The following is a 19,230-nucleotide window of genomic DNA, read 5'->3' as shown; positions in this document are numbered from 1 at the left end:
AGATTGTGGCATGTATGACCTGGATTCCCGCTTTCGCGGGAATGACTTGTTTTTTGCCGCATCAAAGTCAGTCATACCCCCGAAGGCGGGTATCCAGTCCGTTTTTACTCGGATGTGCTGAATAGTTACAATATTTTCTAATGTTGATTACGGGATTTCCCGAAACCTGCACATTTTGACCAGCTATCGTCTCGACGAAGAAAAACGACCTTGCACAGGAGCACATCGTATGTCCGATTCGCAAATGGAACAGAGTTTTGCCGAAATGTTTGAAGCCTCTGAAATGGAAATGAAACCGGAACTCCGGGTCGGCAACCGGATCAAGGGCAAAATCATCGCTGTCGGCGAGGAAATGGTTTACGTCGATACCGGGACCAAGAGCGACGGCGTGATTGATAAACATGAGCTCCTGGACAAGGACGGGGCATTTTCCATGCGGGAGGGCGACGAAGTCGAGCTGTACGTGGTTTCGATGCAAGGCAGTCAGATCCGGCTTGCGCGCGCCCTGGGCGGCGAGGGCGGCATGGAGCAGCTGCAGCAGGCCATGGAAGAGCGCATTCCCGTGGAAGGCAAGATCAAGGAGGTCTGCAAGGGCGGCTTCCGAGTCCGCGTGCTGGACAAGATTGCTTTCTGCCCCTTGAGTCAGGTGGACAAGCGGCCGGTGACCAACCCTGATGATCTTGTGGGTCAGAGCATGCAGTTTCTGATCACCCGCATCGAAGAACGGGGGCGGAACATCGTGGTTTCCAGAAGAGTGCTCCTGGATCTGGAGCAGGCCCAATCCCTGGCGGAGTTCCTGGAACGCACCAAGGTCGGCGACGTGCTGCAGGGCACTGTTACCCGCCTTGCTCCCTTCGGTGCCTTCGTGGAGGTTGCGCCTGGCCTGGAGGGCCTGGTCCATGTTTCCGAACTGGGCTGGTCCAGAAACAATTCGCCCGAGGACGTGGTTGCTGCAGGGGATCAGGTGACCGTGAAACTGCTGAAGGTCGATGACCAGGGCAAGGGCCATGTCCGGCTGGAGTTGTCCATGAAGCAGGCCATGGAAGATCCCTGGGCTCAAATTGCCGCGGACGTTCAGGTCGGCGCCAAGATCACGGGCAGAGTAACCAACCTCGCGCCCTTTGGTGCTTTTGTCGAAATCCTTCCAGGCATCGAGGGTCTCGTGCACGTCAGTGAAATGAGCTACCTCAAGCGCGTGCACAAGCCTGGCGACGTGGTGGCCGTGGGAGAATCCGTCCCGGTCATGGTCAAGTCCATTGACCTACAGACAAAACGCATCGGACTGTCCATGCGCGACGCGGAGGGCGATCCCTGGGATGGACTGGCCGACCGGTACAAGAAAGGCCAGGTTGTGCAGGGAATACTGGAGAAAAGAGAAACTTTCGGCATGTTTGTCCAGCTCGAACCCGGGGTCGTGGGACTGCTGCCGGCTTCACGGCTGGAACGCTCCGCAGACGATATTTACAGCAAAGCCAAACCCGGAGAGACTCTCCCGGTGGCCGTTGACGTCGTGGATCTGGAGAAGAGACGCATATCCCTGGGATTGCCGGATGCGGAACAAAACGAGGACTGGAAGAGCCATGCCGTGCAGGAAGGCCCCATGGGAAGCCTGGGAGAGCAGTTGAAAAAAGCCATGGAGCAGAAATAGGATTATTTCTGCTTAACTGAAGTTTCAAAAAAGGGGGCGAGGCATCTTCGCCCCCTTTTTTATTTCTTTTTCCGCGTCCCGCTCCGCGCCTGATTTTTTTTTCCGGGGAAGGCCGGTTCAATCAGGGACGTCAATTTTTGGTGCTGCGCCTGGCGCTGGGCATCGCCTCGGGCGACGAACAACGGATTGCCCGAGATATCTTTTTCGGCATGAAACATGGCCGTGGCCAGGGTTCCGGGGGTGGGTACGAAGCACTGGACCTGCTGCGGCCGCCATCCTTTTTTCTTCAGCCAGTCGGCCAGTTCGACCATGTCCTGATCCGTGCACCCCGGGAAAGCGCTCATCAGGTAGGGAACGACGAACTGCTTTTTGCCGATCCTGGCGGAATGGTGCTCGAACAAGGCCAGGAACTGCTCAAAGACCTTGAACTGGGGCTTGCGCATCAAACGGAGCACTTTTTCCGAGGCATGCTCCGGGGCCAGTTTAAGCTGACCGCCGACAAAATCCCGGATCAATCCCTCGGCGGCCTTGGAATCCTGAAGCAGCAGATCAAAACGTACTCCGCTGGCGACGCGCACATGGCGGACATCCGGCAGCTCCCGGATTTCGGTAAGCATGGCCAGAATGGATTGCTGGTCGACGCGGAAAAACGGGCAGACCGCGGGATGCATGCAGCTGTTCCGGCGGCAGGGTTCGCTTTCACGGGTGCATGTGGCCTGCCACATGTTCGCGCTCGGCCCACCCACATCGCTGATCACGCCTTTCCAGTGGGCCATGGCGGCCATGTTCCGGGCCTCGGCCAGAATGGACTTCCTGCTGCGCGAGCTGATCCGGCGGCCTTGATGGAGGGCCAGGGAGCAGAACGAGCAGCCACCTCCGCATCCGCGGTGCGTCGTGATGCTGGCCGCGATCATTTCCAGTGCCGGGATCGGCTCCTGGTAGGAGGGGTGTTGTCGCCGGGCAAAGGGAAGGTCGTACAGGGCGTCCATTTCCTGTTCGCTCAACGGAGCGGACGGAGCCGTGATCACGAGCAGTCTGTCCCCCACGGATTGAATCAAGCCGTGCTGTCCCTGGTGAACATGCTGTTCCATGAGTTCCGTCGCCTGGAGCAGGGTTTGGGGCGATGAAAGGATCTGTTCGTGGGACGGCAATTCCTGGACATCGGGCAACACGGGCAGATCCGCCTCACGGCAGGAAAAAACAGCTCCGGAAATTCGCATGCATGTTTGCGGGGAAAGAGGGGCAAAGGACCGTTTCGCTGAGTTATCCTCTTTCAAAACGCTATCCAGTGCCAGGGCCAGTTCCAGAACGGACCTCTCGGCCATGCCGTAGAGCAACAGGTCCGCCTTGCTGTCCAGCAGAATGGATCGGCGGATTTTGTCGGTCCAGAAATCATAATGGGAAATCCGTCGCAGGGAAGCCTCTATCCCGCCGATAACCACGGGCAGACCGGGAAAGGCGCGCTTGACCAGGTTGGTGTAGACGATGCTCGCCCGGTTCGGGCGAGCCCCGGCCCGGCCTCCGGGCGTATAGGCGTCGTCGCGACGAATTCGTCGAAATGCGGTGTAATGCGCCAGCATGGAGTCCAGCGCGCCGGCGCTGACGCCGGCGAAGAGCCGGGGACGTCCCAGAGCCTGGATGTCGTCCAGGCTGTCCCAGCGCGGCTGGGCCACGATGCCGACCTTGAAGCCGTGGGCCGAAAGCCGGCGTCCCAGCAGCGGCACGCCGAAAGCGGGGTGGTCGATGTAGGCGTCGCCGGTAACCAGGAGTATATCGAGTTCGCGCCAGCCCAGATCCTGCATTTCGTTACGCGACATGGGCAGAAACTCGGGCTGGGCCGGAATGCGGGAGAGGGACTTTTTGACCATTTGTTGTTCACCGATGAATCATTGGGAGGATTGCGGGGGCTGAATTGCCTGAAAGGAGTTTAGCCCCTTCGGCCTGGTTCGGTAAAGTGTCTGTTTGGTGTGCTGTATGACAGTTGCCTGCCGTTGCATCGCTATATTATGACTTGCATGGATACTGTCGGTGCAATACAACGATACTGGCGGATGTTGTGGAGCAATTACAACTTATTCCATAGAAATTACAATGACCGTACTTGCTGAAATCCTATCCGTTGCCCTGGCCGCGGCTCCATGGTTGCTCCTGGGGCTGTTCGCCGGGGGGCTGGTCAAGGCGTTTGTTCCGGAAAACTTCTTGAAGCGAATGGTCGGTGGGCGCGGGCTGTTGGCCGTATCACGGGCCGCCGTTGTCGGAGCACCTTTGCCGCTGTGCTCTTGCGGCGCGATTCCCGCTGCTCTGGCCCTGCATCGAGGTGGTGCGGGACGAGGGCCGACCACGGCCTTCCTGATCGGCACGCCGGGAATCGGCGTGGATTCGATCACCATCACCTATGCGCTGCTGGGCCCCTTCATGGCGGCTGTTCGCGCTCTCGGCGCGGTGGCGACGGCCATCATAACCGGCCTTCTGGTGGCCGTCACCTCGGACAAGGGTGCGTTTATGTCAGGTTCCCCCGCCTCATCCTCCTGCGGCGGAGGATGTTCCGACAGCGCTTGTTCCGGCGGTCTGGAGCCCTTGATTGTTGCCCCAGCGACGCCCGTCGGCGCCCGATTTCGTGCCGGCATGCGCTTTGCCTTCCGTGATCTGCTCGATGATATCAGCACCTGGATCTTCATCGGTCTGGCGTTTGCGGGCCTGCTTATCGCCTTTATGCCGCCCGAGACGATGGCCGCCTATGGAAGTGGTCTTGTGCCGATGCTGCTCATGGCTGTTGTCGGCATTCCTCTCTATATCTGCGCCACCGCGGCCACGCCCATAGCTGCCGGCATGCTTCTGGTGGGGATTTCTCCCGGCACGGTCCTGGTTTTTCTGCTCACCAGCCCGGTTACGAGCATGGCAACTCTAGGCGTATTTCGGCGGGAAATGGGGAATTCGGCACTGGGCTGCTATGTCTTCGGCATCATCTCTTCCGCGGTGTTTCTGGGGCTTCTGGTGGACCAGATCGTATCCTGGCTGAATGTTGATGTCGTCGGACAGATTGGAGCTGTCCAGGAAATAATGCCGCAATGGCTGAAGTGGACGTCCTTGACCTTGTTCGTCCTACTGGCCGTGCGGCCAACCAGAAAGCTGCTTGCTCGTTGGATCACCTTGCATTTGTGAACAGCTTCATGGCTCATAAAGGTGAATCAAAAAATTACATTGACTCGATCTACTCAATGTAATTATCCGTGCTTCACGAAATAATTTCACCCTGACACGGTGAATTGCGTATCGGATTGCTACCTGTGTAGATTTGCCGCACGAAGACTCATGCTTGTCGCGGAAGAGAAAGGAGATCTTGGTAATGATTGAAGTCGTCCGTGTCACCGTTGCACCGCGCAAGGAGCTGGTGGTCGTGGTCAATGCCGGACTGGAAGGATTGTGTCGGCTGATGGATTATCCTGACGACACATCCATCCGACTGCAACTGGCGACGGAAGAAGTGTTTCTCTACGTTGTGAATACCATTAGAACCACAAAGATGAACGCGGACATAACAGTACGTTTTCGCCATCATGCCCGCAGTTTTCAGATCGTCATCGAGTATCCCGGAATCCGCGGCCCCTTGGATCACTACCTCCGACTGGGTCATCTCCACCTGCTGCAGGTGAAGACCTTTGAAACCCTTGGTCTCTGTCTCGCAAACCACATCCTGGATTCTCTCAATGCACAATATTGGCCGCAAGAGGGCGTCAATTCCTATATCCTTTCCTTGAATGCGCCGAACGCATGATAAGGATGCTCAGCGTTTTGCCCCCATATTTCGCGTAAACCGCTCTTGCGCCTGTTCTGAACGTTGTCCAGCTGAACCTTGTCCGCGTATTGCGTGACGATATATCCGGACAATCTGGCCAGTGCCAGATCATCCTCCAATAGTTCTTCCGAGGGTGAGGTTGGTTTTTAGGCATTGAGGGAAATATTTATGCATATTTTTATAGATGCTGATTCATGTCCGGTCAAAGAGGAAGTGTACCGCGTTGCCGGCCGCTATCAACTCGGCGTCACATTGGTGGCCAACTCCTGGATGCGCATTCCCAATGAACGCAGGGTTGTACTCGAAATTGTCGCGGAGGGGCTGGATGCGGCCGACGACTGGATTGTCGAGCATGTAAACCCTCACGATATTGTGGTTACCGCTGATATCCTTCTGGCCGGCCGCTGTCTCAAGAAAGGGGCGCAGGCGATCAGACCCACGGGCAAGCCGTTCACTGAAGACAACATCGGCATGGCCGTCGCGACCCGGGATCTGTTATCCGAACTTCGTGGTGCAGGTGAGATGATCGGCGGCCCTGCGCCGCTCAAAAAGCAGGATCGGTCTCGTTTCCTGCAACAATTTGATGAGATGATTCAAAAGATTCGTCGCCTGCACCCGCCGATGGGTCATTAAAAGCCCGAGTGGGTATTACCTCGAATTATCGTGGGAAGCATCTTTTGATATTTGATTGCCGGCCTTGGACAGGGCGGAATGGAGATTTATGTGTTGAAAGGAACATTTCAAACCATGGAGGAGTCATGAGCAATTTGACGACAACATCCGCCTGGAAGTCCCTGGCAGAGCAGGCCGAGATCATGAAGCGCAAACAGATGCGTGATCTTTTCGCTGCCGATGCGCAACGTTTTGAACGTTTTTCAGCAACGGTGAACGGGATTTTGGTGGATTACTCGAAGAACATTGTCGATCAGCAAAGCATGGATCTGCTGTACAGCCTGGCGCGGGAAGCCGAAGTGGAGCAGTGGCGGGACAGGATGTTCGGCGGAGAGCGGATCAATTTCACGGAAGACAGGGCGGTTTTGCATGTGGCTTTGCGCAATCGTTCGGACCGGGCGATCATGGTGGACGGCCAGGATGTGATGCCTGAAGTGCGTCACGTCCTGGCCAAAATGGAAGCCTTTTCCACTGCCGTGCGGGATGGAACCTGGGTGGGCTTCACCGGCAAGCTGGTCAAGGATGTCGTGAATATCGGCATCGGCGGATCGGATTTGGGGCCGTACATGGTCACCGAGGCCTTGAAGCCCTATGGGCATCCCAATCTGCGGGTCCATTTCGTGTCCAATGTGGACGGGACGCATATCGCGGAAGTGCTCAAGCAATGCGACCCGGAAACCACGTTGTTTCTTGTCGCTTCCAAGACCTTCACCACCCAGGAAACCATAGCCAATGCCAATACGGCCAAGAAATGGCTGCTGGATGCATTGCTTGATCCGACAGCCGTGTCCATGCATTTCGCCGCATTGTCCACGAACACCGAGAAGGTGCGTGAGTTCGGGATTGATCCGGAGAACATGTTCGCGTTCTGGGACTGGGTCGGCGGGCGGTACTCGCTGTGGTCGGCCATCGGGCTGTCCATTGCCATCTATGTGGGCATGGATCATTTCATGGACCTGCTGGAAGGGGCCTTCGTCATGGACGAACATTTCCGGACCGCTCCGCTGGAACGGAACCTGCCGGTGACTTTGGCCCTGCTCGGGGTCTGGTATAACAACTTTTTCGGCGCTCAAAGCCATGCCATTCTCCCGTACGATCAGTACCTGCATCGCTTTCCGGCGTATTTCCAGCAGGGAGACATGGAAAGCAACGGCAAGCGGGTCACCCGGGACGGCGACGTCGCGGACTATTCCACCGGCCCGGTGATCTGGGGCGAGCCCGGAACGAATGGCCAGCATGCCTTTTATCAGCTGATCCACCAGGGCACCAAGTTGATCCCCGCGGACTTCCTGGCGCCGGCCCAGAGCCACAATCCACTTGGGAAGCACCACGAAATCCTGCTTTCCAATTTCTTCGCCCAGACCGAGGCCCTGATGCGGGGCAAGACCGAGGAGGAGGCGCGGCGGGAGCTGGAGGCTTCCGGAATGGATGCGAAACAGGTGGATCTTATCGCGCCGCACAAGGTTTTTCCGGGCAATCGACCCACAAACTCCATTCTTTTTCCGAAATTGACGCCGAACACGTTGGGCAGCCTGATTGCCATGTACGAGCACAAGATCTTCGTGCAGGGCGTGATCTGGCGGATCAACTCCTTTGACCAGTGGGGCGTGGAGCTGGGCAAGCAGTTGGCCAACGCCATTCTTCCGGAACTGAAGGATGATCAGCCCTTAAGCGGCCATGATTCGTCCACCAATGGCCTGATCAACCATTACAAAAAGATCAGGCGCTAAGATGTCCGACAAGCCGGTCCAGCATCTGTATGCGGATGAACTCAGCCATTGCTATGGCTGCGGCAGGAACAATCCCCACGGACTGCACGTGCAAAGCCGTTGGGACGGCACGGAAGCCAAGGCCCGGTTCACCCCGAGGCCGGAGCATATCGCCGTGCCGGGCTACGTCTACGGCGGATTGTTGGCCTCGCTGGTGGATTGCCACGGCGTGGCCACGGCCGCGGCGGCCGCCGGGATGGAACTTGCCGGTGACGAGCCCCTGGGGCGGTTCGTCACGGCTTCCCTGAATGTGGTTTTTGTCAAACCCACGCCGCTAGGCGTTGAGCTGGAGCTGCGAGCCCGGGTCACGGAGCGTCGCCGACGCAAGCTGGTGGTGGCGGTGGAAATTCTGGCCGAAGGGGAGGTCCGGGTGCGCGGCGAGGTCGTGGCCGCGCCGATGCCGACAAGCATGGAAATGAAGTAACTGTCACTTCCAAGTGATGAATATACCGAAAAGGCGGCCTTTGGCCGCCTTTTCGGTATGAATACATTGTGACGAAAAAAATAACTGCTCAGTTAATCCGTGCGAATCAGACTGGTTACCCGCCTTCGCGGGTATGACTGATTCGGAGACGGCATGGTAATTCAAGTCATTCCCGCGAAGGCGGGAATCCAGCGTCGGAATGAAGCTCTACCCGGGATGTGCTGAATAGTTTCCGAATAATACTTATCTGAACAATTCGCGAAATTGCCCGTAACCTTCGGACTCCAGGTCTTCCGCGGGAATGAAACGCAAGGCCGCGGAGTTGATGCAAAAGCGCAGTCCGGTGGGCGGGGGGCCGTCCGGAAAGACATGGCCCAGATGCGAATCGGCATGCTTGCTGCGGACTTCAGTCCGGCGCATGAATAGTTTGCGGTCCTGACGTTCCACGACGTTCTCCGGAACCAGCGGCCCGGTGTAGCTGGGCCAGCCGGTGCCGGAATCGAACTTGTCCAGGGAGCTGAAGAGCGGTTCTCCGGATACCACGTCCACATAGATGCCCGCCCGCTTATTGTCCCAGTATTCATTCTTGAAGGCCGGCTCGGTGCCGTCTTGCTGCGTGACCTGATACTGCATGGGCGTGAGTCTGGAACGCAATTCCACCATGGAAGGCTTGGTGTAGGGCGGAGTGAATCCAGGAGAAGCGGGGCGGCGGACCTCGGTCTCGCTCCAGTGCTTGTCCAGGAAGGGCTGACGTCCGGAAAGCACCCGGTAGCGTTGATAATGCTCGGGGTTGGTATCAGAGTAGTTCTGATGATAATCCTCGGCAGCGTAAAATTTCGCGGCCGGGAGAATCTCCGTGGCAATGGGCTTGGAAAATTTTCCAGATTCCTCAAGAGCCTGTTTGGATGCCTCGGCCGCCGCGCGCTGTTTTTCGTCATGATAGAATATTACCGTCTGGTATTGCGTCCCGCGGTCCGCGAACTGTCCGCCCTGATCGGTGGGATCGATGGAACGCCAGAAGGCGTCCAGGATCTGTTCGTAGCTGGTCACGGTCGGATCGAACCGGACCTGGACGGCTTCATAGTGGCCCGTCCGGCCGCCAGTGACCTGCTCGTACGTTGGATTGTCCACTTTCCCGCCGGTGTAACCGGATATCGCCTCCTGCACTCCGTCCAACTTCATGATGTCCGCTTCCAGGCACCAGAAGCAGCCTCCAGCCAGCGTGGCCAATTCATGATTCCGGGATTCCTGTTGCATTGTCGCGTTCTCCTTGGCGCTGATCAGTGTCGGCAAACCCATGTATGCCGACGGAACGATCAGACAGCTGAATATGAATGTATTCATGAGGGTCTTCATGCGCAAAACTCTCCAATTTCTTCCTGATACGTCGTGCAATCACGGTAAGATTCGGATGAGCGATGGCAAGAAGATCGGTGAAGGATCTGAATTTGGAGAAACCGCGAAGTGTGCTCGCAATTTTCGCTTCAACGCAAGATTATGCATAACTACTCAGCTTGAGCGGGAAATGTGGCTTTTCAAAAAACTTGTGACAAGCATGACCTGGATTCCCGCCTTCGCGGGAATGACTTTTATTCCATCATCTCCAAGTCGGTCATATCCGCAGAGGCGGGGATCCAGTCCGTTATAACTCGGAAGAGCTGAGTAGTTGCGATTACGCCGAATAAACCTGTCCGGGTTTACGTTTGGAAGATGAATGCAAAGCGAGCAGGCGTTGAACCCGTTTCTCGGTTGGGGGATGGGTTCGCAGCCAGGAATTCTGAGGGAGCCGGGCTCCGGGCCAGAGACGTCGGAAGATGGAAACCTGGTGATCTTCGACCTTGTACAGGGCGCTGGCCAGTCCTTCGGGGTCGTCCGTCAATTGAACGGCCTGCATGTCCGCATCATATTCCCTGGTTCGGGAAAGACCGAGCTGGGCCAGCAGCATGATCTGCGGAGCAAAAACAAGCAGCAGGACAGCCCACCAGTCGACATGCGCTTCCGCCATCAGGATCAGGGGCAGATTCAGGAACAAAAGAAACTGGCCGATCAGTGAGAGAAAACTTGCCATGCGGGTAATCAGATCGGCCAGGACCATGACCCGCAAATCGTTGTTCGCAATATGACTGATTTCATGAGCCAGCACGCCGACGATTTCACGAGGCCGCAGGGATTGCAGCAGGCCATTGGTGACAGCCACGGCGGAGGCCTTGCGGTTGCCGACGCTGAAGGCGTTGATCATGTTGTTGGAGATGAAGAATATTTCCGGGACAACCGGCAATCCGGCCCTCTGTGACAATTCGCGGACAAGTGCGAACAGTGCCGGGGCCTGATCAAAATGCAAAAGGCGAGCCCGATAAAGACGCAACACAAGGCGAGGTGATTTGGAGGGATTCCAGAACAGGGGGATGACGGACATCAACAGCATCACCCACAGGCCCTGGGAGCCGAAAAGGATGTAGCCCAGCAGTCCCAGGAAGCCGCTCATGGAAATCAGCAGCAATCCGGCCTGAAGACGGTTGTGCAGATTACGGCGTTTCCAGTCGGCGCGATTGATGCGGAAGCTGTCCATGTACGAATTTGAGAATGGAGATGATGGCCGGTGGATATCGGCAACATCGAAATAAGGGATCACTTATGACGTGATCACGATGGTATGACCATCTCAAGAGATGGCAAGGGGGAGGAGGAGATTTGAACAGGTTCAGCCGGTCAAGGCAAAAAATTTAAAAACTTGTCATGGCGAGACTGATGAGGCGCCGAAATAGACCGGGTATTATTGACGCATTTATTTGCCTGCGCTCCGGCATTCGGGGCAGACCCCAAAAAGGTACATCTTATGTCCCGTCAATGTGAAGTTGTGATCCTTGGCCAGTTGTTCCTGGAGCTTTTCGATCTGGCTGTCCATGACTTCCACGCTCCGACCGCAGCTTGAACATATCAGATGATCGTGGTGAGCATGGCCGAAGGTCGGCTCATATCGCGTCACGCCGTCGCCGAAGTTCACTTCACGCGCAATACCTGCTTCGGAGAGCAGCTTGAGTGTCCGGTACACGGTTGCCTGACCGACCTGCGGATCGCTCTGCTTGACCAGGTTATATAGCTCTTCCGGGGAGACATGATCGCTGGTTTGCCAAAAAACATCGAAGATGAGCCCGCGCTGGGAGGTGAACTTGAGCTTCTTCTTGGCCAAAAAATGAAAGAATTGATTGCGTGCATCTTGCATGTGGCTATCTCCATAGATTGATTGTCGTTACCTAGCGTGCGGCATATGATGTGTCAATGTCATACTCTTTCGGACGAAGATGGCTTGCTTAAAAAATGTCAAATAAAATCAAATTATTGACATTAAGTCGAAGTCTTTTTATGTAAATAGCCGCAGCAGGCGGACCCATGATCAATGTCGACTCAAGAATATTGACCCAGCACGATCGACGCATTGTCTTGCAGGGCTTTCCACTGTACAGATTTTTTTCAATCCGCCCGCATCCAAGGGATGGTTGTTGATGGCGACGACTCAACCCTCGCATGCACGGATTCATGAGGACGAAGCTGGAAGCTCAAGTCCGCCGTCCCTGAATTTTACAGCAACCTTGCACTTCCTTGGAGTTCTCGATGTCCAAGAGCAGCCAATGCCCCCGGATAAAAATCAATACCAAATTTTGCACATGCACTTCGGTAGATTGTCCAAAACACGGCTTGTGCTGTGAATGCCTGCACTATCACCGGCAACGCAACGAGCTTCCCGGGTGCTACTTCACCTCGGAAGAGGAAAAGTCCCTCAATCGTAGCATCGAATTCTTTGTCCAAAGACGCTCCCCAAAATGAGTTTCGACTTGGAACCAATGAATAGTCAGAACATCGGGTGCTTGCAGCACCTCTTGAGCATCATCGCGAACTCCTTCGACGCCTACTCGACGGTTCTGTTCCTGCCTGACGCAAGCGGCTCGTATCGCGTGGCCGCTCATTTCAGCCTGGGAAATGATCTCGCGCGTAATGCGACGGTTCTACCTGGGAAGGGGCTGGTGGGATGGATACTCCGAAACAATCAGCCGTTGCTGGTCAATAACTTTGAACTGCAGAGCGAATCGCTGGGATATTATTCCGGCCAGAGCGAGTCCGTGGTCAAGGCGTTCATGGGCTGTCCTCTCAGGGAAGGACAGGGAGTCTTGTGCGTAGACAGCAAGAAGAGCTACTCCTTCAGCACCAAGGATCAAAAGATTCTCCATCAGTTCGTGGAGTTTGTCGCCGCGCTGCAAATGGACAGTTGCCGGCTGCAGACAAGCAGGAAGGACTTTACGTACTATCAGGCTTTGCAAAAACTGCGCGAGCTTCGTCAGCGGTTTCCGCTCTGGTCGTCATATCTCAAAAATTTTCTCGGGATTCTGTCGGAAACCTCGCAGATCGAACACGCTGCCCTCGCTGTCCGGGATGAACTCGGACAAAATTTTACCATCGAGGGCTGGACCGATGGTTTTCCGCTCAACAATCTCTCCAAATCTGACTCTTTTCCCATTGGGAGCGGACTTGTGGGTTGGGTTTTCAAGAACGAAAAGCCCGTATTTTCAGCGGACATGGAATCGGGACATACCGGTGTCACCCTGTTTTCCAAGGATGCCATCGGTTCGGTAGTGCTTCATACGGTCATTTGCCTGCCGCTCAACGTCTCCAAGCGAACGAGAGCTGTTCTGGTGCTGGCCGATCCGCTCGTGCGTACACCGTGCAAGGAAATGCGGGTCTTTCTGCAGCTGGTTACGGAACATCTCGAGTTTTTTCTGGAAAATCTTTATCTGCGCAACCAGGTGAGCAAACTCAAAGCCATGCTCCCTCCAGCGCCCGCTCCGGAAAAAGAACAGTAGCCCTGAATGTCCGGATAGATCGTCTTATCTCAAATTTCCGTTGACAGCGGATACGTACTTGGGTCAGAAAATGCCGTCAGGCGTCACAGACTCATCCTTTTGTTCCTAAAACATCTTTGCAAGGTGGACACGGCATGTTTTTCAAGCGTTTCTTCTCCTTCATGAACACCGACCTGGCCATGGATCTGGGAACGGCCAACACGCTGGTGTATACGCCGAAAGACGGTATCGTCCTCAACGAACCCTCCGTGGTGGCTTTGGACAACCGGAGTGGAAACGTTCTGGCTGTGGGCAAGGAGGCCAAGGAATTTCTGGGCAGAACCCCGAAAAGCATCCGGGCGATTCGGCCTCTGAAGGACGGGGTCATTGCCGATTTTGAAGTGACCAAGGAGATGATCGCCTATTTTGTGCGCAAGGTGATCCGGGGAATGCGCCTGGTCAAGCCGATGATCATCATCGGCGTTCCCGCGGGGATCACCCAGGTTGAGAAGCGGGCAGTCATCGAGTCCGGAACCCAGGCCGGCGCCCGACAAGTCAAATTGATCGAGGAACCGGTAGCCGCGGCCATCGGCGCCGGTTTGCCCATTGACGAGCCCATCGGGAACATGGTCGTGGATATCGGCGGCGGAACAACGGAAGTGGCCGTCATCTCGCTTTCTTCGGTGGCCTATTCCGAATCGGTGCGAATAGCCGGCGATGAGATGAATGAAGCCATCCAGCGCTATGTTCAGGATAAATACCAGATGCTGATCGGGGAAAACATGGCTGAGAAGACCAAGATCATCATCGGATCGGCCTTCCGGCAGGAGAAGCCTCTGTCCATTGAAGTCGGCGGGAAAAACATGGTGGACGGCAACCCGCGCACATTGACCCTGCACGACGAGGAGATTCGGGAGGCGATTCAGGAACCGGTCAATGCCATCGTGCTGGCGATTCGTCGTGCTTTGGAAAAAACCCCGCCGGAATTGGTGGCCGACATTGCCAATAATGGATTATACTTGGCGGGAGGAGGGGCGTTGCTCAAGGGGCTGGATCAGCTCATTTCCCATAGTGCGCATCTCCAGGTCATCAAGGACGACGACCCCCTGACCACGGTGGTGCGAGGCGTGGGCAAGGTTCTGGAAAACCAGAAAAAATATACATCCGTTTTCATCAACTAACTCTTCTTCACACATCACGACACAGGGCAGTTCTTAGGCAGGCAAGATGCCTGACCCTTCCATGAAAAGGGCTGCCCGGAGTTTTGAGCAGTTACGATTTTTCGGATTTCTCCTTCAATAGTCTGTCCAGCTTGCTGTCCAGACCGTTCAGGCGAGCCTCCAGCCTCTGCCAGGTCTTGGCAGGATCTTCCCGTATTCCTTCCTCGATGGCCTTTTCCTCCATCGCTCCGACAATGATGCCCACCACCAGATTGATGACCGTGTACGTGGTGACAATGATGAAGGGCACGAAGAACATCCATGCCAGCGGAAAAACTTCCAGTACCGGGCGGACAATTCCCATAGACCAGCTTTCCAGGGTCATTATCTGGAACAGGGTGTAGAAAGAAGCCCCGATCGATCCGAACCATTCCGGAAAGGCTGCCCCGAACAGCTTCGTGGTAATAACCGCTCCCACATAGAAGATGATGGCCACAATGCCGGCGACGGAGCTGACGCCGGGCAGGGCATGGAGCATGGCGGCGATGACCCGGCGCATGCTGGGCAAGGCGGAGATCATCCGCAAGACCCGGAGCACCCGCAGCGATCGCAGTACCGCAAACCCGCCATGACTGGGGATCAGTGAAATGGCCACCACGAGAAAATCGAAAATGTTCCAGCCTTCCTTGAAGAAACGTCCGCGCAGGGCGTAGAACTTCAAACCGATTTCACCAATGAAAATGCTCAGACAGATCCGATCAATCATCAGGAGAAAGGGACCGGCCACTTCCATGGCCCGGGCCGAAGTTTCCAGCCCAAGTACGATGCCGTTGACGATAATGACAAAAATGATGGCATTTTGGAATCGACTGCTCTGGACGACGTCCTGGATGCGGTCACGGGTGACGGCGGCAGGGGATTTGAAGGGCATTCTTTATCCAATGGTGGGTTTTGATATTTATGAACGAAGAGTGGAACAAATCGCGGTGAATTCGTGGAATCAACGGGAACAAGATCCCCTGATCCGAATTCAATGATGGGCATGCAAGATGGCAACTTTCCGGATCGATTTAAATAAGAACCCATGACCCGTCAAGAAATGGATTCAGCCGAACCATATGGATTAATCAAGCTGTCCATTTGACAAGGATAATAAACCGCCATGCTGGATCGCTTGCGATATCGGCAGGACTTGACGGCAACGGGCGTCAAAAACAACAACCGCCGGATATGTGTCTCCGGCGGTTGTTGCGTCTGCCTCTGGAACCTCATCCCTCCAGTAATTTGAAAGAGGGTTCAAAGCTCATCTTTTCTCGTTGGGCGGGTCAGTTACGGTGGAGAGGGCTATTGGAGAATACGATCGGCATCAAATGATCATTCAGGCGATGGATTGCGCGCGGCGAGGCCGTCCGGTCCAAAGAGTCCCTCCGGACCGCCGACAATCACCGTGACCATAGCTTCAGGCCGCAGGCGCCGTTGGAGCGCATCCCGTGATTCCTTCGTCGTGACCTGGGAAACATGCTCGGTGTAGGTTTCCAGGTAGTCCAGGGGAAGATTATAAAATCCGATCATGGCCAGGGTGGAGACGATTTCGCTGTTGGAGACAAGGCTCAAGGGAAACCGGCCGATGATGTTCGCCTTGGATGCGGCCAACTCTTCCTCCGTGACGCCGTGCTCAATGAACTGCCGCAGCTCGCTGTGCAGTACTTCCACGGACAGCGGGGCCTGGTCGATGCCGGTCTGCATGCTGATCACAAATGGCCCTTCAACGGACATGGGAACAATGCTGCTGGAGACGGAATATGCCAACCCGCGCTCATTGCGAATTTCCCGAAACAGTCTGGACGTGAATCCGCCGCCGCCCAGAACGTGATTGGCGAGGCTCAGCGGGAACCGGTCCGGATCATCACGACGCAACAGCGGAGTGCCCATGTGGATATGGGCCTGTTCGGAAGCGAAAGGTATGTGCTCCAGAACAGGTGCCGTGAGCGGCGTTATCGGTGGAAGCTCCGGCATCCACTCTCCCTGGGGGAGTGCCGCGCAGATGCGCTCGCTGATTTGCCGGGCTGTATCCAGGTCCAGATCTCCGGTCATGGTCAGCACTCCATTGCGGGATGTGTAGTGTTCCTGGAAAAAACGCAGCAGTTCGTCTCGGTCCAGGTTCGGGATGCTGTTTTCGGTCCCCAGCGGGTGCGCGGCATAGGGATGGTCGCCATACGCCAGCTGATAAAAGCGCCGGGAAGCGAGGGTTCCCGGCTCCTGGCGTTCCTGCCGGAGTGCCTGCAACGTCTGTCGCCGGGCTCTGGCCAGATCGTCCTCCGGAAACGCCGGATCGGCCAGGAGGGAAACGAATGTGGAAAGAGCCGTCTCCATCCAGTCAGGTTCGGTCAGTGTTCGCAGGCGCAGAACAGCCATGTCCCGGGCCGCACTGGCGCCGAACTGGGCACCAACGGATTCAAACCGTTCCGCCACGCCGTCCGCGTCCAACTCCGCGGTGCCGAAGGCCAGGGCCTGGTTCGTCATGCGGGCCAGACCGCCACGGTCGCCGTCCCGGGAGGAGCCGGCATCGAAAAGCAGGCGTACATCCAGCATGGGCAAGGCCGGAGCCGGTGCGAAGAGCACGTTCATGCCCTTTTCGGTTTCCCAATGTTCGAACTCCGCGGCCGTTGCCGGCGCTGCGAACAATCCGGCCGCCGTAAAAAAAAACAGGAAAAGAATCAGAAAGTGCCCACGGAGCGGCAAAGGAACGGGAACAGCTTGCGTGGATGGATTACGTTGATACATGGGATACCTCGGATGAATGAACCTTTGTTCTTAATGATTGGGAATGGTCGAGCGCGGATGGTGCTTGTTGCTGACGTCTCGTCCCTTTGTGCTCGCGTGCCATTCGTGGTGATAAAGAATCGACATGGACTCAAAGAAAGCAAGTTGAATCAGAAATTATCTAAAATGTTATGAGCATTTAATATTCGGAGGTAACTGCTCAAATTTTGTGACAAGCATGGCCTGGATGTCCGCCTTCGCGGGCATGACGTGCTTGGAAAGCTATCTCATGGAAGTCATTCCCGCGAAGGCGGGAATCCAGTTGCAAAGTAACTCGCAAGCTGTGACCGAACTTTTTAAGCTGCAACATTCGCAGCTATTGTGCCTGGATCGCCGTTGATTCTCTCACGGGAGCATCCAGTGGCAACGGATCGAGAACGGCCACGGTACGCGTGTCCGGGATCAGATACTTTTGGGCCACGCGCAGAACATCTTCCGCTGTCACTTCACGGATGCCCTCGGCATATTCTTCAATGGTCCGCCAGCCAAGGCCGATGGTTTCGAGCATGCCCAGCTCGAAAGCCTGGGCGTTGAGCGAATCACGGCGATAGACCATGGCGGCGATGACCTGGGCTTTGACCCGTTGAAGCTCCTGCTCGGTCACGGGTTCGCTGCGCAATACCTCCGCCTGTTCAAGGAGCGCCTCTTCCAGGGTCTGGAGATCCGTTCCCGTGGACGGCATGGCCGAGAGGGTGAAGAGGCTGTCCATACGGCTGAAGGCGCTGTATCCCGCGTTGGCGGCCCGTGCCAGTTCCCTGCCTCGGACAAGTTCACGGTCCAGGCGGGATGCATGGCCGGAACTGAGCACTCCCGCCGCGACCATCAGGGCATAAGCATCCCTTGCGGATTCCAGGGAATCTTCGCCGTGTTCACGCAGGGTCAAGAGCACCGGGGTTTTCCAGCCCATGATCAAATACGGCATTTCCGCCGGCACTCGCAGGGTGATTCGGCGTTCGCCCCGCTGGGGGGCTTCCGTGCGCGGCTTGATTTCCGGCAGCGGCCGGGCCGGTATGGGGCCGTAATATCGTTCGGCCGCGGCGATGACCTCCTCCGGATCCACGTCGCCCACCACCACGGCCACGGCGTTGTTGGGCACGTACCACATTTCGTACCATGCCTGGAGGTCTTCCAGTGTATAGGCTTGGATGTCCGTCATCCAGCCGATGGCGGTATGCCCGTAAGGGCTGTTGAAAAAGGCCGTGGCCATGAAGTGTTCGTTCAAAAGGGCGATGGGACGGTCTTCCCGGGTCAGCCTGCGCTCCTCGATGACGACATTGCGCTCCGGCTGGAACTCCTCCTCGGTCAGCTTCAAGCCAAACATCCGTTCGGCTTCCATGGACATGACCATCTCCCAGTGCTGTGTCCCGACAACCTGATAGTAGCCGGTGAAGTCCGGCCCGGTAAAGGCGTTCTGGGATCCGCCGATTTCCGAAATGATCCGCGTGAATTCACCGGGTGGGTACTTCTCGCTGCCGCGGAACATCATATGCTCCAGCATGTGTGAAATGCCGGTGATGCCGCTATGCTCATGCATGGCGCCGACGCCGTACCAGATCTGATTGGTGACGACAGGGGCTCGCTGGTCCGGAAGAACCAGGACGGTCAACCCGTTGTCCAGGCGGTGCTCGACTACTTCCGCTGAAACAACGAGCGGCGAGACCGCCAGCCAAAAGAACACGACAAAAAGAGTGAACAATCGTTGCATGTTGAGTACCTTGTCTCGTTTTGAAGGGGGGAATGCGACGGCTGATGGATGCGGTGGGCGGAAAGGAACCGCCGGCAACGTGAACTTACAGTTTCATGGAAGCTATGATGGTCATTGATCCGGAGTTGGCAAGAGTGGAGTTCGGCATGCGGCATTCACCACGAACGGTATGCCTGATTTAGCGCCTCGCCAAATCATGGCCTCCACTTCCAACGCGTCTGAATAGGTGCTCAGGTTTACAAATACTGTAACAATTGTGCTTGAAAGACGAAGAGTTAGTATTACATCTAAACAATATCTCAGCACCGAGTCAATTTGTTCAAGGTTGTTGATTTTCCATGTTTTTCGCCGTAAGAGACCCAATTAGCTCAGTGTTGGCAACTGGCATTCACCATTTT

General features: G+C 56.0%; 16 protein-coding genes. 9 read left to right on the top strand and 7 right to left on the bottom strand.

The genetic code is table 11. The features are described from left to right. The first annotated feature begins 229 nt into the window (after positions 1-229). The gene (locus tag BLP93_RS12910; protein WP_244148753.1) at positions 230-1,648 is read left to right on the top strand and encodes a 30S ribosomal protein S1; all 1,419 of its coding nucleotides are present in this window, start codon (positions 230-232) and stop codon (positions 1,646-1,648) included. A 59-nt stretch (positions 1,649-1,707) separates the two neighbouring features. Here BLP93_RS12910 and BLP93_RS12905 read toward each other — a convergent pair whose 3' ends face one another. Beyond that, positions 1,708-3,516, bottom strand: a complete 1,809-nt coding sequence (locus BLP93_RS12905) for a YgiQ family radical SAM protein (RefSeq protein WP_092122436.1) — start codon at positions 3,514-3,516, stop codon at positions 1,708-1,710. A gap of 223 nt (positions 3,517-3,739) precedes the next feature. Between BLP93_RS12905 and BLP93_RS12900 the strand changes: the two genes are divergently transcribed. The 5 genes from BLP93_RS12900 to BLP93_RS12880 all read left to right on the top strand — a co-directional run bounded on the left by BLP93_RS12900 (position 3,740) and on the right by BLP93_RS12880 (position 8,309). Beyond that, positions 3,740-4,810 carry an SO_0444 family Cu/Zn efflux transporter gene (locus BLP93_RS12900; protein WP_208596647.1) on the top strand — a complete coding sequence of 357 codons (1,071 nt, stop codon included), beginning with the start codon at positions 3,740-3,742 and terminating at the stop codon, positions 4,808-4,810. Between the two features lie 184 nt (positions 4,811-4,994). After that, a complete protein-coding gene (locus BLP93_RS12895) occupies positions 4,995-5,423 on the top strand; it encodes a hypothetical protein (RefSeq protein ID WP_092122433.1) in 429 nt (142 codons plus the stop codon). Positions 5,424-5,612: 189 nt separating this feature from the next. Further along, complete coding sequence (locus tag BLP93_RS12890; protein ID WP_092122430.1) at positions 5,613-6,077, top strand: YaiI/YqxD family protein; 465 nt, start codon at positions 5,613-5,615, stop codon at positions 6,075-6,077. Positions 6,078-6,202: 125 nt separating this feature from the next. Continuing rightward, positions 6,203-7,846: a glucose-6-phosphate isomerase gene (pgi, locus tag BLP93_RS12885; protein ID WP_092122427.1), complete on the top strand. Its 1,644-nt coding sequence runs from the start codon at positions 6,203-6,205 to the stop codon at positions 7,844-7,846. Between the two features lies 1 nt (position 7,847). Next, entirely contained in the window at positions 7,848-8,309 is a 462-nt protein-coding gene (locus BLP93_RS12880) for a PaaI family thioesterase (RefSeq protein ID WP_092122424.1), read from the top strand. Between the two features lie 243 nt (positions 8,310-8,552). Here BLP93_RS12880 and msrA read toward each other — a convergent pair whose 3' ends face one another. From msrA to BLP93_RS12865, 3 genes are all read right to left on the bottom strand, one after another. After that, positions 8,553-9,653 carry a peptide-methionine (S)-S-oxide reductase MsrA gene (gene msrA / locus BLP93_RS12875; RefSeq protein ID WP_208596646.1) on the bottom strand — a complete coding sequence of 367 codons (1,101 nt, stop codon included), beginning with the start codon at positions 9,651-9,653 and terminating at the stop codon, positions 8,553-8,555. A gap of 328 nt (positions 9,654-9,981) precedes the next feature. Continuing rightward, on the bottom strand, positions 9,982-10,878 hold the full coding sequence (locus BLP93_RS12870) for a zinc metalloprotease HtpX (RefSeq protein ID WP_092122419.1): 897 nt from the start codon (positions 10,876-10,878) through the stop codon (positions 9,982-9,984). 216 nt (positions 10,879-11,094) lie between these two features. After that, positions 11,095-11,532 (bottom strand): Fur family transcriptional regulator, encoded by a 438-nt coding sequence (locus tag BLP93_RS12865; protein WP_092122415.1) that lies wholly within the window; start codon positions 11,530-11,532, stop codon positions 11,095-11,097. Between the two features lie 389 nt (positions 11,533-11,921). Between BLP93_RS12865 and BLP93_RS17455 the strand changes: the two genes are divergently transcribed. The 3 genes from BLP93_RS17455 (at position 11,922) to mreB (ending at position 14,325) form a co-directional block, all read left to right on the top strand. Then, entirely contained in the window at positions 11,922-12,134 is a 213-nt protein-coding gene (locus BLP93_RS17455; protein WP_092122412.1) for a DUF6485 family protein, read from the top strand. Positions 12,135-12,151: 17 nt separating this feature from the next. Next, positions 12,152-13,165, top strand: coding sequence for a GAF domain-containing protein (locus BLP93_RS12855; protein WP_161946327.1), 1,014 nt, complete (start codon positions 12,152-12,154; stop codon positions 13,163-13,165). A 134-nt stretch (positions 13,166-13,299) separates the two neighbouring features. Beyond that, positions 13,300-14,325, top strand: a complete 1,026-nt coding sequence (gene mreB / locus BLP93_RS12850) for a rod shape-determining protein (RefSeq protein WP_092122406.1) — start codon at positions 13,300-13,302, stop codon at positions 14,323-14,325. A gap of 91 nt (positions 14,326-14,416) precedes the next feature. Here the strand turns inward: mreB and BLP93_RS12845 are convergent, their stop codons facing one another. From BLP93_RS12845 to BLP93_RS12835, 3 genes are all read right to left on the bottom strand, one after another. Further along, entirely contained in the window at positions 14,417-15,235 is an 819-nt protein-coding gene (locus BLP93_RS12845) for an ion transporter (RefSeq protein ID WP_092122402.1), read from the bottom strand. A gap of 443 nt (positions 15,236-15,678) precedes the next feature. Continuing rightward, the gene (locus BLP93_RS12840; RefSeq protein ID WP_092122398.1) at positions 15,679-17,088 is read right to left on the bottom strand and encodes a M16 family metallopeptidase; all 1,410 of its coding nucleotides are present in this window, start codon (positions 17,086-17,088) and stop codon (positions 15,679-15,681) included. A gap of 355 nt (positions 17,089-17,443) precedes the next feature. Next, positions 17,444-18,832, bottom strand: a complete 1,389-nt coding sequence (locus tag BLP93_RS12835) for a M16 family metallopeptidase (protein ID WP_092122395.1) — start codon at positions 18,830-18,832, stop codon at positions 17,444-17,446. Positions 18,833-19,230 lie beyond the last annotated feature (398 nt).

Source organism: Desulfonatronum thiosulfatophilum (assembly GCF_900104215.1).
Taxonomy (GTDB): Bacteria; Desulfobacterota; Desulfovibrionia; order Desulfovibrionales; family Desulfonatronaceae; genus Desulfonatronum; species Desulfonatronum thiosulfatophilum.
This window is presented reverse-complemented; position numbering and strand designations above follow the sequence as displayed.